The 15,790-nt window shown below is 73.5% G+C and carries 6 protein-coding genes; all 6 read right to left on the reverse strand.

Annotated features, from left to right (window positions below):
* Window positions 1-18 precede the first annotated feature (18 nt).
* Genes ACJX2R_RS05460 through ACJX2R_RS05485 form a run of 6 tightly spaced genes read right to left on the reverse strand, consistent with a single transcriptional unit; the run spans window position 19 to window position 15,395 of the window.
* Window positions 19-1,140: a methyltransferase domain-containing protein gene (locus tag ACJX2R_RS05460; protein WP_413099040.1), complete on the reverse strand. Its 1,122-nt coding sequence runs from the start codon at window positions 1,138-1,140 to the stop codon at window positions 19-21.
* A complete protein-coding gene (locus ACJX2R_RS05465) occupies window positions 1,137-2,411 on the reverse strand; it encodes a glycosyltransferase (RefSeq protein WP_413099041.1) in 1,275 nt (424 codons plus the stop codon). The genes ACJX2R_RS05460 and ACJX2R_RS05465 overlap by 4 nt, the downstream gene beginning before the upstream one ends.
* The gene (locus tag ACJX2R_RS05470; protein ID WP_413099042.1) at window positions 2,411-3,307 is read right to left on the reverse strand and encodes an alpha/beta fold hydrolase; all 897 of its coding nucleotides are present in this window, start codon (window positions 3,305-3,307) and stop codon (window positions 2,411-2,413) included. The genes ACJX2R_RS05465 and ACJX2R_RS05470 overlap by 1 nt, the downstream gene beginning before the upstream one ends.
* A gap of 3 nt (window positions 3,308-3,310) precedes the next feature.
* Entirely contained in the window at window positions 3,311-3,673 is a 363-nt protein-coding gene (locus ACJX2R_RS05475) for an acyl carrier protein (protein ID WP_413099043.1), read from the reverse strand.
* Window positions 3,670-8,100 carry a beta-ketoacyl synthase N-terminal-like domain-containing protein gene (locus ACJX2R_RS05480; RefSeq protein ID WP_413105774.1) on the reverse strand — a complete coding sequence of 1,477 codons (4,431 nt, stop codon included), beginning with the start codon at window positions 8,098-8,100 and terminating at the stop codon, window positions 3,670-3,672. Before ACJX2R_RS05480 ends, ACJX2R_RS05475 begins: the two co-directional genes overlap by 4 nt.
* 50 nt (window positions 8,101-8,150) lie before the next feature.
* Window positions 8,151-15,395 carry an SDR family NAD(P)-dependent oxidoreductase gene (locus ACJX2R_RS05485; RefSeq protein WP_413099044.1) on the reverse strand — a complete coding sequence of 2,415 codons (7,245 nt, stop codon included), beginning with the start codon at window positions 15,393-15,395 and terminating at the stop codon, window positions 8,151-8,153.
* Window positions 15,396-15,790: the final 395 nt, after the last annotated feature.

Below are 15,790 nucleotides of genomic sequence, written 5' to 3' on the forward strand. Positions count from 1 at the left end.
CGGGGCCCGGGGGCCACCTTAACGGGGGCCGGGACGGGCGGAGGCATCACATCGGGCCACCACCCGATAGGCGTTGGACATCTTGCCGAGCCCGGCCAGCGGTTTGAGCAACAGGCGGTCGAGGGCCGTCGCGACCACGAGGGCGGGCACGCCCGCCAGCAGGATCGCGCAGCGCAGCAGCCAGCGGAGCCGACCGGGCGGCTTGGCGAGGGAGGGGGCGTCATCGGGCGGGGCGATCGCGTTGAGCGCCAGCCAGACGGCACCGAGCAGATCGACGGTGTCCGACGGCTCGCGGTGCTGTTCGTCGGTCACGGTGAAGCCCAGCGCGGTCAGCTCCTCGCGGAGGTTGGCCACCGGCAGGAAGTGCAGATGCTGGGGCTGGAGCCAGGGGAGCCAGAACCGGCCGAAGAGGCGGCCGAACCAGCACTCCGGGTCGGGCACCTCGATCAGCAGATGGCCGCCGGGCCGCAGGGCGCGGCGGGTGGCGCGGAGTTCGGCGCGGGGGTCCGTGCTGTGCTCCAGGTAGTGGAACATGCTCACCACGTCGTAGCCCCCGGCCAGCCGCTCCTCGGCCAGCTCGGGGAAGCTGCCGCGGATGGCCCGGTCGATGCGGCCCGTACGCTCGGCCAGTTCGACACCGGCGGTGAAGTCCAGTCCGTCGAAGCGGGTGCCGGGGAAGACGGTACGGGCCGCCTCGGGGAAGTGGCCGTGTCCGGTGCCGACATCGAGCCAGGTCTTCGGGGGCTCGGCGGAGGGCTCCTGGAACATCGCGCGCCGCCGGTACACCTTGTCGCGGCCGGAGAAGACGTTGCCGAGTTCGATCTCCCCCATCCCGTCGTAGAAGTCGCGGTAGTAGAACTCCAGGCCGTCGTCGTTCAGCCGTGGATTCTGGAAGACATGGCGGCAGTCCCGGCATTTGTCGAGCCGGAAGCGGCCGGGTTTGCTCTGGTACCGGTCCTTGGTGCGCAGCCGCCGCACCAGCCGCGTGGAGCCGCACCATGGGCAGTCCGTGCGGCGGGGTTCGAAGAACCGCTCGGTGCCCAGCGCCAGATCGGCCTGGTAGCGGGGGCGCAACTCGGCGACGGTCTCGGTGCGGGACGGCTTCTCCGGTGTGCTGGGTATGGCACTCTCGCCGCTCATCGTTCCCCTTCCGGGTTCGCGGTGGCGTGAGGGACGGCCGCTGTGGCCAGCCGCTCAAGATGGGTGGCGGCCGCGGTGGCACCGCCCGCCGCGTGGAAGGACGCCCCCACGCGCTCGGCCGCGGCGCGGTAGCGCGGTTCGTCCAGCACGGCGTCGAGTGCCTCGCCGATGGCCGCGGCCCGCGCCCTGCCGAAGCGCACCCGGACACCCGCGCCCGCGTCCACCACCTGGGCGGCCACCACCGGCTGGTCGTCCCGGATGGGCGCCACGACGAGCGGTACGCCGTGCCAGAGGGTTTCGCAGACGGTGTTGTGGCCGGCGTGGCACACCACCGCGTCCACCCTTCGCAGCAGGGGGAGTTGGGGGACGTAGCCGCGCACCAGGACGTCGTTTTCGTCCGAGGTCGCGGGCATGCCGGGGGTGGCCCGGGTGAGTACGTCGTCGGGGTCGACGATGACCGTCTGGAAACGACCCGCCCCCGCCCGTACGGCCTCCAGACACTCGGCGAGGAAGCGCGCCCCGGCGTCGGTGTTCGCGGTGCCGAGCGTGATGAGGACCGCGGGGCGCGTGGGGTCCAGCCACTCCCAGGGGAAGTCCGTCGTGGCGGGTCGCTCGGCGATCGACGGGCCCACGTAGTGGATGCGGTCACCCGCCCGGGCCGGTCGTCCGGCCAGCTCCTCGGTGGTGAAGGCCAGGACCAGATCCGGCGAGAACCGGGGGTCGGCCGTGCCGTCCGGGTCGCCGATCCGCCCCCGCACCTCGTGCAGCAGTCCGTCCAGCCAGGCGTCGATCTTGGGCATCCCGTCCAGCGCGCCGGTGAACTCCGCCGAGGTGGTGGCGGATGTCGCCCAGCGCACCCGCAGCCGTTCGGCCACCAGGGCACCCGCCACGGTCTGCTGGTCGGCGATCACCGCATCGGGGCGGAACTCCCCGATGGCCTCCGCCACGCCCGGAGCCATGGCCTCGGCCAGCGGCACCAGGAACCGCTCCCACAGGAACTTCAGCGCCGCAGGACCGCGTACGTCCGGTGGGCGGCCCGCCCCGCCCTCGCCCAGTACCGGCCCGGCACAGCGGTAGACCCTCGTCCCCTGCCCGGTCAGCCGCTCGACGACCTCGGGCATCCCGGCCCAGGCCACCTGGTGCCCCCGGGCGGTGAGTTCGGCGGCGACGCCGACGGTGGGGTTGACGTGGCCGACGAGTGGCGGCACGACGAAGAGAAAGCGGTGGGGTGGGCGGGGTGAGGTCTCCGGGGCTCTGCTCGGTTCGCTCATCAGGCATCGGCCTCCAGGGCCGCCGCCGCGGAGCCGGTGGCCGTATCGCGCCCGTGTCCACTTTGGTGTTCACTCTCGTCGATCCACGACAGCAGCAGTTCGCGGACGCGCGTGGGCGCCTCGGCGAGGACCGAATGGCCCTGCCCCGGCAGGACGACGGTCCGGGTGCCGGGCAGCACCGTCTCCAACCACCGCTCCTGCCCGGCGAGTTCGGAGTCGGCGCCGTAGACGGCCAGCACCGGGCAGCGCACCGCGCGGACCTGCTCCTCGCTCACCACCCGGCTCGCCGGTACGTCCTCGGCGATGGTGGTCGTACGGACCAGGCGGGCGGCCGACCTGGCCAGCCGGGCGGTGTGGGCGCCCCGGTTGGCGCTCACCCAGGCCAGCGACTCGGCCTCGTGGACGACCAGTTCCTCCTCGACGCGCCGGAGGATCCCGCTGATCTCGGTCAGCCAGCTCTCGGTGGCGGGCTTCGCCTCGATGACCGCGATACCGGCCACCCGCTCCGGATGGCGCATGGCGTAGGCGAACGCCACCGTTCCGCCGAAGCAGTTGCCGACGAGATGGACCGGACCGGTGATGTCCAGCCGGTCGAGCAGCCGCTCCAGATCGGTGACGAAGGTGTCCAGCCGGTAGCCGGAGCCGGGGCGCTCGCTGCGGCCGTGTCCCCGCTGGTCGTACATCACCACCTCCACTCCGGCGGCGGCGAGGTCCGGGGCCACCGTGAAGTACCAGCTGGCGAGGGAGTCGGTGAGCAGACCGTGGATGAGCACGGCGGTGGCGGTGGGCGGACGGCCGTCGGGCGGGGACAGCCGCTGGACATGCAGTCGGACGCCGTCCGTCCCGGTATGCGGGCCGTCGTGGTCGGTGGCGTGGTCGGTGTCGATCATCGCCATCGGTCAGCGCTCCCGGACGGCCCTGAGGCACCGGACGACATACTCGACGAGCTGTCCCACGGTGAGGTCGATGATCTCGTCGAGCTCGAGGTCGGCCACGAACTCGGCGAAGTTGACCTGTCTGCCGTACCGGGTCTCCAGGCTGCCGGCCAGTGTCACCAGGTCGATGCTCTCCAGCTCCAGATCCTCGGTGAACCGGGTGTCCATGGTGACCTCGATGTCGTCGAGGCCGTATTCGTCGAGCATCGTCCGGAGCATCCCGGATATCTCCGCGAGCACGGCCGGTGCGTCGGCTGGTGCGCTGACCAGTGCCTCGGCCGGTGCGTCGGCGGCTGGTGACGGGGCGGTCTGATTGACGGTGGTCACTGATCGCTCTCCTCGTCCTGTTCCTGGTGGTCCGGGCCGGTCGTCCAGGCCACGGCGTAGTCCCGGTCCGGGAGTCCGGGCGGGTTGGCGATGGTGATGGTGTGGACTTCGTAGCGGCGCGGGGGCTGTCCGGGGGCGGTGGTGGCCGCCACTTCGACGATGAGCCGGGCCGGTGGCGCGTCGGGGCGGTCCGCACCGGGCCGTACCTCGGCGATGGTCAGCTCCCGTGGCCGGTCGCGGAGACCGGTGCCCGCCTCCGCCGTGGCGACCGCTTCCTTCGCGGCCCGGAAGGCGGCGGCCACGTCATCGTGGTCGGTGACCTCTTCGAGGGCGATACCGGGGCCCGCGGCGCCGTTCGAATGGCGCGGCACCACGAGGGCGACCCCGGTCTCGGCCCGGTGTGCCAGCGACAGCGCCAGTTCGGGCAGGGTCCGGCCGTGCACGCCGATGGCGTACGGCCGCCCCTGGGCGTCCTCGCGGATCCCGATCTCGGCGGGGAAGACCGGGCCTTCGCCGTGGTCCCAGAGCCATCGGCGTACGGCGTCCTTGGCCGCGATCCTGCCCAGCAGCCACTGTCTGCGGCCGCGTGGCGGCTGGTGTTCATATGCGGTGCGCTCGTCGCCGCCCAGGTGGTTACGCATGATCAGGTCCCGGGAGGCCAGGTCCGGCCAGCGCTCATGGAGCAGCACCCAGCCGCCCGGCTGGGGCCGGGACAGCGTGTTGCGCTGCGGGAAGCGCTCCACGGGCCGGGTTTCGGGGTGGTTGTCGAACCGGCGGTCCTGCCAGCCGGACAGCTCTGCCCACACCTCGCCGCCGATCAGCAGCTGCGCGTCGGCCTCGAGCGCGGTATCGGTCAGCGAGGTGATCCTGATCAGGCACTCGACCGGTGTGCCGGGGGCCGGATGTGGTCCGAAGAAGCGCATCAGGCGCATGCCGATGGGGAAGACCACGGTCCGTTCGGTGCGGGTCGCCATGATCCAGTAGCCGAGGAGCTGTCCGACGTTGTCCAGCAGCGCTCCGGGCGCGGGGGGTGTGGTGATCGTGCCGCGAATGTGCGATGCGCCGATCGCGGTGAGTTCGGTGAGCCCCTGGAAGGCCGGGCCGTGAAACATCCAGCGCTCGGCGTAGATGAGCCGTGCGGTGTGGTCGGGGACGCGCTCGGTGGCGGGGTCGACGCTCCAGGGCGTGGGGCGGGTGTCGGGGTGGCGATCGGCCACTTCCACGGTGGCGCGGGCGCTGCGGCCGAAGGTGACGGTGTAGTGGGCCGTCCCCCGAGTGGGGGTAGCGGTGACCTGGACGGTGGTGGGTGGCGAAGCCGTCACCCACTGGTCGAAGCGGGCGCCGTGCACGGCGATGGCCACGGGGTTGGTGGCCGCCGTGCGTTCCGCCGTGTCCATGAGGTGCTGGACGATCGTGGTGGCCGGGACCACGGGCCAGCGGTCCGGCTCATCGGGCCAGCCGGGGCGCTGGGGGAAGAAGCAGTGGTCGCGGAGGTAGGGCATGGTCTCGGTGGAGACCCGCAGCTCGTGGGTGCGGGGGGTGGGTGGGCGGCTCGCCGCGATGACCGCTGTCGCGGTGGCCGCGGTCTCCCTGAGCAGTGCGTCGAGTTCGGCTGCCCAGCCAGGTGGTGGGCAATCGTTCCTCCCCCGGCTACCGCCGGGAGGTGCCCCCTGGGCGGAACGGGTGGGCACCACCCCACGATCCGACCCCGCTCTCGGGGACACCGCACGCGACAGCTCACCGCGCAGTTCGCTCAATCTCGCCTCGCCGAGCGAAATCAGCGAACCGCTCAGGTCCAACCGCACCGCGGGAAGCGCCGATCTCGCGCCCGAGGCCTCACGGGACAGCACGGGGTCGACCTCCGCCCCCTCGGCCCACAGCGCCGTGGCCACGCGCCGAAGTTGGGACACCCCATCCCGGTGGGGCGAGTTGGCGGCCACCACCAAATGGTCACGCCCCTGCAACGTGTCACCGATGAGCGACCCCAACTGCCCCGTACCGACCTGGACGAACGCACGGAACCCCGCCTCGTACAGCGCTTCCGTCAGCAGCCGGAAGCGCACCGGCTCCAGCAGATGCCGGATGAACAGTGCGCGCACCTCCGCCTCGGTCGCCGGATACGGTGCGGCGGTCGTCCCGGACCAGACGGGGGTCCTGGGCGGCAGCAGCAGCTCAAAGCGCTCCGTGACGGCTCGGATGGGGTCGAGGTAGGGCGCCAGCATCGGGGTGTGGAAGCCGGACTGGAAGGGCAGGACCTGCGCGATCACACCGTCGGCGCGCATCGCACGGACGAACTCCTCGACATCGTCGCGCGGCCCGCACACCATCGACTGGCTGGGCGCGTTGTCGTGCGAGAGCACGATCCGGCCGTCCGCCCACTCGGTGAGCGCGTCGGACACCCGCCGCGCACCCGCACCGAGGACGGCGAAGGCCAGACCGGGCACTCGCAGCGCGTCCGGGTCGAAGGAGTCGAGGAAGGCGTCGACCTCCTCGCCCGCGTAGAGACCGCCCACGGCCAGCGCGGTCCACTCCCCCACGCTGTGCCCGGCCACCGCGTCCGGTACGACCCCCATCCGCCGCAGCGCCGCGTCCAGCAGCCGCCCGACACCGAAGACGCCGACGCCATGGCGGCCGATGTCGCCCACGCGCGCCGCCTCGCCGAAGCGGTCCCCGGCGGGCCGGGAGAGCCCGAAGTACTCCGCGACACCCTCGACACGGGGGACGAACTCCGCTTCGAGACCGGGGAAGACGAAGGCGAGCTTCCCCCTCGGCGCCGGGCCCGCGCCGAGCAGGGGCGCCGGGGTGAACCAGATGTCGTTGCGGCCCCGCCACGGGCGGCCCCTGGCCACCATGCGCCGGGCGAGCGCGAGCCGTTTGGCGGTGGGCTCGACGATGCCCAGCCGGGTCCGGGCGTCCCGCCCCGTCACCGTCGTCCGTACGGTCGTGTCGTCCGCCGCCAGCAGTTCGGCCAGCCGCTCCGGGGTGTCCGCCGCCAGCGCCAGCACCCGCTCCGGTTCGATGACGAGGGTCGTGGCGCGCCGCGTCTCCGGCACCTGCGGCGGCTGCTCCAGCACCACATGGGCGTTGATCCCGCCGAAGCCGAAGGCGTTGACGGCGGCGCGCCGTACGGGAGCGTCCCACGGCTCGGCCGCGTCGAGCACCGAGAAGCGGGTGGCCGCCAGCGCCGGATGGGGGTCGTCGCAGTGCAAGGTGGGCAGCAGCCGGCCGTGGTGGACCGCGAGGGCGGCCTTCACCAGGCCCGCGACACCGGCGGCGGGCATGGTGTGGCCGATCATCGACTTCACCGAGCCGATGACGGCGCTCTCCCCCGGCGTGCCATCGGGGCCGAACACCTCCGCCAGCGTGGCGAGTTCGGCCGTGTCCCCGGCGGGTGTGGCGGTGCCGTGCGCCTCCAGCAGCCCGATGGCGCCCGGCTCGCGCGGATCGAGTCCCGCGGCCCGCCACGCCTGCCGTACGGCACGGGTCTGACCGCCCGGATCCGGGTTGACCAGGCCGGTGGCACGGCCGTCGGACGCCACGCCGGTGCCCCGGATCACCGCGTAGACGCGGTCGCCGTCGCGCAGTGCGTCGGCGAGCCGTTTGAGGACGACCACACCGGTGCCCTCGCCGATCAGCAGACCGTCGGCCGCGCGGTGGAAGGGCCGGATCCGCTGACTCGGCGACAGCGCGCGCAGCTGGGAGAAGACGCTCCACAGGGTGATGTCGTGGCAGTGGTGCACCCCGCCCGCGAGCATCACATCGCACCGCCCCGAGGCCAGCTCCCCCACCGCCTGGTCGACGGCGACGAGCGAGGAGGCGCAGGCGGCGTCCACGGTGTACGCGGGGCCGCGCAGATCGAGCCGGTTGGCGATGCGCGAGGCGGCGAGGTTGGGCACCAGACCGATGGCCGCCTCGGGCCGGTCGGGGCCGAGCCGTTCGGTGAACGCCTCGCGTACGCGGTCGAGTTGGCCGGGCCCGAGGTCGGGCAGCAGCTCGCCGAGGGTCCGTACGAGCTGGTGGGCGGTGCGCACCCGCTGGTCGAGCCGGACCAGCCCGGGGGTGAGATAGCCGCCCCGGCCCAGCACCACGCCCACCCGCTGCCGGTCGGGCAGCCGGTCCTCGCCGCCCGCGTCGGCGATGGCCGCCGCCGCGACACCCAGGGCGATCAGCTGGTCGGGTTCGGTGCCGGACACCGAGTTCGGCATGATCCCGAACCGGGCGGCCTCGACCCGGGCGAACTCGTCGACGAATCCGCCCCGTCGGCAGTACACCCGGTCGGGCGCCACCGACGTACCGCCGCCGCCGTCCGGGGCGTAGAAACCGGCGTCCCACCGCCCGGCCGGGACATCGCTGATCGCGTCCACGCCACCGGCCAGGTTGCGCCAGTACGCGTCCAGGTCCGGCGAGCCCGGCAGCAGCACGGACATCCCGACGATGGCCACTGGCGGCTGCCGGTGCGACTGCCCGTCCGTCACGCTCACCAGCCCGAGGCGGTGTAGACGACGGACCCCGTGGACTCCTCGCCCCAGGCCAGCTCGCGCAGCAGCGCCAGCGTGCCCTCCTCGGGGTCGATGAGCGAGATACCGCGCCGGGCGTACTCACGGCCGAGCTCCGGTGTCACCATCCCGCCGTGGGCTCCGGCCGGTGCCCAGGGGCCCCAGTGCACGGTCAGGGCCCGGCGACCGGTGCGGTCCCGCCACCGCGCGCCAAGGGTCTCCATCGCGTCGTTGGCCGCCGCGTAGTCCACTTGGCCGCGGTTGCCGAGCACGGCGGCGATGCTGCCGAACAACACGGCGAACGCAGGGGGTTCGGGCAGTTCGGCCAGCGCGTCCAGCAGCGTCCTGGCACCCTCCACCTTGGTGCCGTACACCCGCTGGAAGGACTCGGCGGACTTCTCCGCGATCAGCCGGTCCTCGATCACACCGGCCCCGTAGACCACACCGTCCAGCCGTCCGTGGTCGGCGTGGATCTGCTTCACCGCCTGGAGCACCGCTTCGGCGTCGCGGACATCCACCGAGCGATAGCGGACCCGGGCGCCGAGCGCGGACAACTCCCCGACGGTGGCGGCCACTTCGCGCCGCGCCAGGATCCGGGCCGCCTCCCGCTGGATCTCGGCGGGCCCCAGCCCGCCCCGGGCCGCGAGCACCGCGCGCAGCGCCGTCTCGTCGCGGGCCCCCGCGGTGGCCGGGTCCTCGGGGCCCACGGGCTCCGGCGTACGGCCCAGCAGCTCGATCCGGCAGCGGGCGGCGGACGCGAGGGTGGCGGCGAACCGCGCGGTGATGCCCCGCGCCCCACCGACCAAGGCCACCACCGCGTCCCGGTCCAGGCCGAGCGCGGCGGCCTCCGCCGCGCCGTCCCCGGCGGGCCCGGCACCCGAACCGGCGAGGGCGCCCAGCGGGGCCTCCACGAGGTCCAGCCGGTGGCGCCGCCCTTCCCCGGTGCGCACGACGACGGGCGTACGGTCCGGGGCGAGCAGTTCGTCGAGCAGCCCGTCGGCCACGGCGTCGGCGGACCCGGCGACGTGAGCGGACCCGGCCACGTCGACGGACCCGACCGCATCGGCAGACCCGGTCACCTCGACGGGTCCGGTCACCTCGACGGGTCCGGTCACCTCGGCGAGTCCGGTCACCCGGGCGGGGAACTCCACCAGCCGGGTGACCGTGTCCGGGTACTCCCTGGCCACCGTACGGAACATCCCGCGCAACCCGGCCGTGCGCGCGGCGAGCGGGTCGGCGCGGCGCAGCGCCAGCAGCCACTGCGGGGCGCGCCCCAGCGCCGACTGGACGACCGGGAACACCTCGGGCAGCACCGGCGCGCCGGAGGCGGCCAGCGGATCGAGCAGCAGCACACCGTCCACCCGGCCGTCGTCCTCGGTGAGCTGATGGCCGGCGGGAAAGCTGACGGCCTCGGCACCGCGTTCGCCGAGGCGGGCGGCCACCGCGTCGGCCACCCCCTCGCCGTCCCCGCCGAGCAGGGCGAAGCGCCTGCCGGTCAGCTCGGACGGCGCGGCGGCGCCGTCGTCCGGTGCGCCGAGTGGCACGGGCACCAGCCGCATCCGCTTGGGCGCCACGCCGGGCACGGCCACGGACACCGGCGCCGGTTCGGCCACGGGCTCGGCCACCTGCTGGGCCATCCGCACGGCCACCGGCTCCGGCTCATCGGCCGGTGCGGTGGGCGCGGGGGTCGCGGGCGCGAGACGGGCGGTGAGCCAATCGGTGACGGCGGCGGTGGTGCGCGCCTTGGCCAGCTCCTCCAGCTCCTCATCGCCCAAGGTCGCGGTGTCCGCGCCCGCGGCACCGAGTCGCCGCGCCAACTCGCCCGCGATCTCGGCGCGTTTGATGGAGTCGATGCTCAGATCGGCCTCGAGATCGAGATTCGGTTCGATCATGTCGACCGGATAGCCGGTGCGTTCGCTGATGATTTCGGAGACCGCGCGCAGCACATCGGGCCCGGTGGCGGGCGCGGGCGGGGCAGGAGCCACGTCGGCGACCGGGGCCGGGGCCTCCGAGGCGGCGGCCCCCGGGGCGAGCTCGGCGGGCAGGGACGTGGCCGGGGCGGCCGGGGACGGTGGCGCCGCGCGCCGTTCGCCCGGAGCGCTGCCGAAGTAGGTGAGGAGCACATCGCGCTGGGCGGCGATCATCTCCCGGCTGGTCCTCAGGAACTCCGAGATCAGGGCGTCTCTGTCGTTGTACTCGCCGCCACCCGTCCGATCCGTCTGGCTCACCGTAGCCTCCATGACACGTCGGGCCGGTGCCAGCGCACCGGGCAGGAGCTCACCGTTCGCGGTGCGGACGAGGTGTCCGTCGACCGTCCAGCCGGGCCGCCTCGGTGGCGGGCCGGATCCCGCCGCCACCGCGTCCCGGCCGTGGAACAGCCAGGCCGTACGCACCGGGACGCCCGCGACGGCCAGCCGGGCGAGCGCGTCCAGAAACCCCCGCGGACCGGGGGCGCCGGACCGCCGTCCCTCGCAGGCGAGGGCGAGGTGCGGACGGCCTTCGAGGATCTCCCCCACCAGCCGGGTGAGCACCGTCCCCGGACCGGCCTCCACGAAGATCCGCGCGCCCGCCTCGTACATGGCCTCGATCTGGGCCATGAAGCGGACCGGGGCGCCGATCTGGGCGGCGAGTTCGGCGCGGATGGCATCCGGCTCCGCGCCATGCGGGGCGGCGGTGCGGTTCGCCCAGACGGGGAACTCCGCCTCGCGCACCGGATGGCGGGCCAGCGCCTCGGCGAACCGCGCGCCGGCCCCGGCCACCAGCGGGCTGTGGAAGGCGCAGGCCACCGGGATCCGCTTGACCGAGTGTCCGGCCTTCCGCAGCAGCCGTACCGCTTCGTCGACGTCCTGCCGGGGCCCGGAGATCACGGTCTGCCGTGGCGCGTTGTGGTTGGCGGCCACCACGCGCCCGTCGAGTCCGGCCGCGCACAGCACCGGCTCGACCTCGTCGGGGGCCGCGGTCACGGCCGCCATGGTGCCGGGTTCCTCCCCGTCGGCCTCGGCGGCGCCGAGGATGGCGGCCGCCCGCTCGGCGCTCAGCCGCGGCAGCGTACGGGGATCGAGCGCGCCCGCGGCGCACAGCGCCACCAGCTCGCCGTAGCTGTGTCCGGCCGCCATGTCGGGCCGTACCCCGGCCGAGGTGAGCAGGGCGTACGCGGCGAGCCCGACGATGCCCAGCGCGGGCTGGGCCACCCGGGTGTCGGTGATCGCGGTGCGCTGTGCCGCCTCCCCGGCCTCGTCGAAGGTCGCGGGGGGATACAGCGCGTCGGCGTAGCCGCGTCCGTGGCGCAGATGGCGCTGGAGCTCGGGGAAGGTGACGAAGGCGTCGGCGAACATCCCGGGCCGCTGACTGCCCTGCCCGGGGAAGAGGAACGCGACCTTGCCACGCCCCGGCTCGCCCTCTGCCTCCCCGTTCTCCCCGGTCTCCCCGGGCTCGTCCGGGGCCAAGTACAGCCCATCCGCTTCGCGCGGCCCCTGGCCCGGCGGATCGCCCGCGAGTACCTGACGTAACCGTGCGGCCAGGTCGTCCAGGTCCGAGGCCACGACGGCCACCCGGACCGGTTCCCGGCCGGCGTCGGCCCGCCGGGATGCGGTCAGCGCGAGGTCGCGCAGCCGCCACGGCCGCCCCGCCGCGTCATTGGCCATGAGCTGGTCGAGTGTCTCCTGGACCACCCGCAGCGCCGCGGCCCGGTCGGCCCCGCGGAAGAGGAACAGCTCGGCGGGCCAGTCGTCCAGCCCCTGTGCGGGTGGCGCTCCGCGGCCGTGTGCGGCGAGCACCACATGGAAGTTGGTCCCGCCGAAGCCGAACGCGCTGACCCCGGCCACCCGTTCGGTGGGCGCGGCGGCCCATGGCCGGGCCCGGGTGTGGAAGGCGAAGGGGCTGCGGTCCGCGTCCCATGCCTCGTTGGGCCGGGTCAGATGCAGGGTCGGCGGTGTGATGCCCGTGTGCAGCGCCATCGCGGCCTTCACCAGCCCGGCGAGGCCCGCGGCGCATTTGGTGTGGCCGATCTGGGACTTCACCGAGCCCAGCGCACACGACCCGGGTGTGGCCCCCGACTCGGTGAACACCTCGCCCAGGACGGTGAGTTCGGTGCGGTCACCGACGACCGTACCGGTGCCGTGCGCCTCGATCAGGCCCACGTCGGCGGGCGAGACGCGGGCATTGGCGTAGGCGCGTTCCAGTGCGGCTCGCTGTCCCTCGGGGCGCGGGGCGGTCAGCCCGAGCGAGCGGCCGTCGCTGGAGGATCCGACGCCCTTGATGACGGCGTAGACGCGGTCGCCGTCCCGTTCGGCGTCGGCCAGCCGTTTGAGGACGACGCAGGCGACGCCCTCGCCGAGCGCGATCCCGTCGGCCGAGCTGTCGAAGGTCCGGGAGCGGCCCGTCGGGGAGAGGGCGTGCACGGAGGAGAAGAGCACATAGTCGTTGATGCCGTTGTGCAGATCGGCTCCGCCGCACAGCACGAGGTCGCTGGTGCCCCCGGTCAGCTCCTTGCAGGCCACGTCCACGGCCGCCAGCGATGACGCGCAGGCCGCGTCCACGGTGTAGTTGGCGCCGCCGAGGTCGAGCCGGTTGGCGATCCGCCCGGAGATGACGTTGGCGAGCATGCCGGGGAAGGAGTCCTCGGTGAGCCGGGGCAGTTGGTCCGACAGGGCCCGTGGCACCTCGTGGACGTAGGACGGCAGCACCGCGCGCAGCGTCTGGGCGTTGGACAGGTCGCTGCCCGCCTCGGCGCCGAACACCACGGAGGTGCGGGAGCGCTCGAAGGCCCGGCCGCCGTCGCCGGGGTCGCCGTATCCGGCGTCGTCCAAGGCCCGGCGGGCGGCCTCCAGGGCCAGCAGTTGTACGGGTTCGATGCTGCCGAGCGAGGCCGGGGGGATGCCGTAGCGCAGCGGGTCGAAGGGGATGGGTGGCAGAAAGCCGCCCCATTGGGAGGCGGAGGCGCCGTCCTTGTCGCCCGTGTAGTGGACGGCGGGGTCCCAGCGCTCGGCGGGCACCTCGGTGACGGCGTCCACACCGCCCACCACATTGGCCCAGAACGAGGCGAGGTCGGGTGCCTGCGGAAACATGCACGCCATGCCGACGACGGCCACGTCCAGCGGCGCGGGCGGCTCGGCCGCCGCCGGGGCCGTGGCCACGCCCAGGCGCTCGCACACCGCCTCCGCGCGTGCGGTGAGGAAGTCGGCGGCGCCGGGGCCCACCGCATGGTGCAGTGCGGCGATCGTGGTGGTGTCCGAGCGCATAACGGCCACCTGCCCGGCCATGAACATCCCGCCGCTGAGCTGGCCTTCCTCGTCCACCGGGGCCAACGCGCCATCGGGCCCACGGTCCATGCCCTTGCTGGCGATCCTCAGCCGTCCCACATTCAGCCGCTCCAGCCGCTCCCAGACCTCCCGGTCCGGCAGGCCCTCGTTCCGCAGCCGCTCCTTCACGGTGTCGAAGCTCTCCGTGAAGGGGCTGGGCACACAGCGTGTGGCGTGGCCGGGGGCGGTCTCCAGCAGCACGGTGTGCTCGGCGGCCACCACCTGGCGCTGGAAGAGCGGCTGTACGGCGCCGTGCGCCACCGCCTCCTCGGTGAACAGATACGCGGTGCCCATGAGCGAGCCGACGGCGACGCCGCGCCGGGTGAGCGGGGCGGCGAGCGCGGCCACCATCGCGGCGGAGCGTTCGTCGTGCACTCCCCCGGCGAAGAAGATCTCGATACCCGCACCGCCGGTGCCATCGGTCCCGTCCGTCCCGCCCGCGCCGCCGGTGCCATCGGTCGCGTCCGTCCCGCCCGCGCCGTCCGTGCCCGCGATGTGACGCGGGTCCTGTGCGGCCCCGTCGAGGAAGTCCTCGATGATGGCGATCTGGGCCTCCCACAGCGGAAAGCTGTTACGCGGCCCCACATGGCCGCCGCATTCGGAGCCCTCGAAGACGAACCGCCGGGCCCCGGCCTGGAGGTACTGGCGCAGCAGCCCGGGCGACGGCACATGCAGAAACGCGGCGATGCCGTCCCGCTCCAGCGCCTTGGCCTGGGACGGCCGTCCGCCCGCGATGATCGCGTGGCTCGGGCGGACCTCCCGTACGGCCTCGAGCTGGGCGTTTCTGATCTCCTCGGGTGCGAAGCCGAGGACACCGACGCCCCAGGGCCGTCCGTCCAGCGCGGCCGCGGCCTCCTCCAGCATCGTGCGCGCCTGCTCGCGTCCGGCCAGGGCGAGCGCGATGAACGGCAGCGCTCCCCCGGCGGCGACGGCGGAGGCGAACGCGCCCTGGTCGCTGACCCGGGTCATCGGGCCCTGTGCGAGGGGCAGCCGGGTGCCGAGGCGGGTGCTCAGCGGGGCGCCGGGGCGCAGCCCCGAGACGACCGCGGAGCCGTTCCGTACGGCCTCGTGCGCGGCCTCCCGGACGGCGTCCGTGATGCCCCGGACGGTGCGGCCGGCATCCCGCCACCGCTCGGCCAACCGCGTGGCCAGAAAGCCATCCTGACCTACCGTCAGGTCGGGTCCGATATGCGGACCGCGTCCCCGGCGCCGCAGGATCCGGTGTCCGTCGAGGACGGTGGTCTCGGAGCCGTCCATGGAGCGGATGGCGGTGGCGCGGTCCTCCGGGAGCCCGGATTCGGCGAGCAGGGCGAGCTGGGTGTCGAGGACGACCCCGGCCACGCCGCCGAGCACGGACGCGGCGGCGGTGCGCGGGCCGATGCCGCCGCAGGCCCATACGGGTAAGGACACCCGGGGGTCGGCGAGGAGCCGCTGGAGCAGGACGAAGGTGCCCAGCGGACCGATGCGGCCGCCGCTCTCGCTCCCCCGGGCGATCAGCCCGTGTGCTCCGGCGCGAATGGCTTCAAGGGCCTCGTCCAGGTCGGTGACCTCGGCCAGCACACGGCAGCGGTCGGCGACGGCCTCCACCGGCCAGGGCGAGTCCACACTGAGCACCACCGTATGCGGACCGGGCACGCCACCGCGCGAGCCGCCGGTGGATGCACCAGTGGAGGCGCCGGTGGGCGGGGCGTCCAGGAGGTCCGCAGGGGTGAGGCGGCAGCCCGCCGCGACCCGCACACCGTACCGGCCGTCGGCCACCCAGTCGCCGATGTCCTCCCACGCCTGGAGGGCCGCACGGCCCGTTGTTCCCAGGTCGAGGATGCCGAGTCCGCCCGCACGGCTGACCGCCGCGGCGAGTCTGGCGTCCGGTTCCCCGAACGGAGTGATGCCGATGACAAGATCGCCTGTGTCCACGGCGGCTGACATGTTTTCTCCAAAATCGCTAGCGCGGCAGGAAATGGAGATAATTCGGGCAAGGCATGTCGAACGTATGGCATGGCAATCCCGCGAAACGGCGCCGACTGAAATTAGCCACGTTATTACTGAAGAGTCAACAAGCAGTCGTTCACGCTCTCGCCTCAACGGGCTGAATCTCGCCAGGCGCGAGTACATCGGCCGCGCCGCCACCTTCTCTCCCCCTGTTAAACGTTCATATATCTCGTGCGAACGAGATCGTTTTCGAAGGTAGGCCGAGGCGCATGAGTGAACCTTGAATGCGCCTTAACCTGCGCGGACCCCGGATCTTCATTTCGCTGTCGCGAATTTCTGGTGCGGATCTCAGCCCGTCTCCGTCACTTCCCCTGCCGGGGATGTCGTCTCGA

The sequence above is a fragment of the Streptomyces sp. Inha503 genome, assembly GCF_047215865.1.
Taxonomy (GTDB): Bacteria; Actinomycetota; Actinomycetes; order Streptomycetales; family Streptomycetaceae; genus Streptomyces; species Streptomyces lycopersici.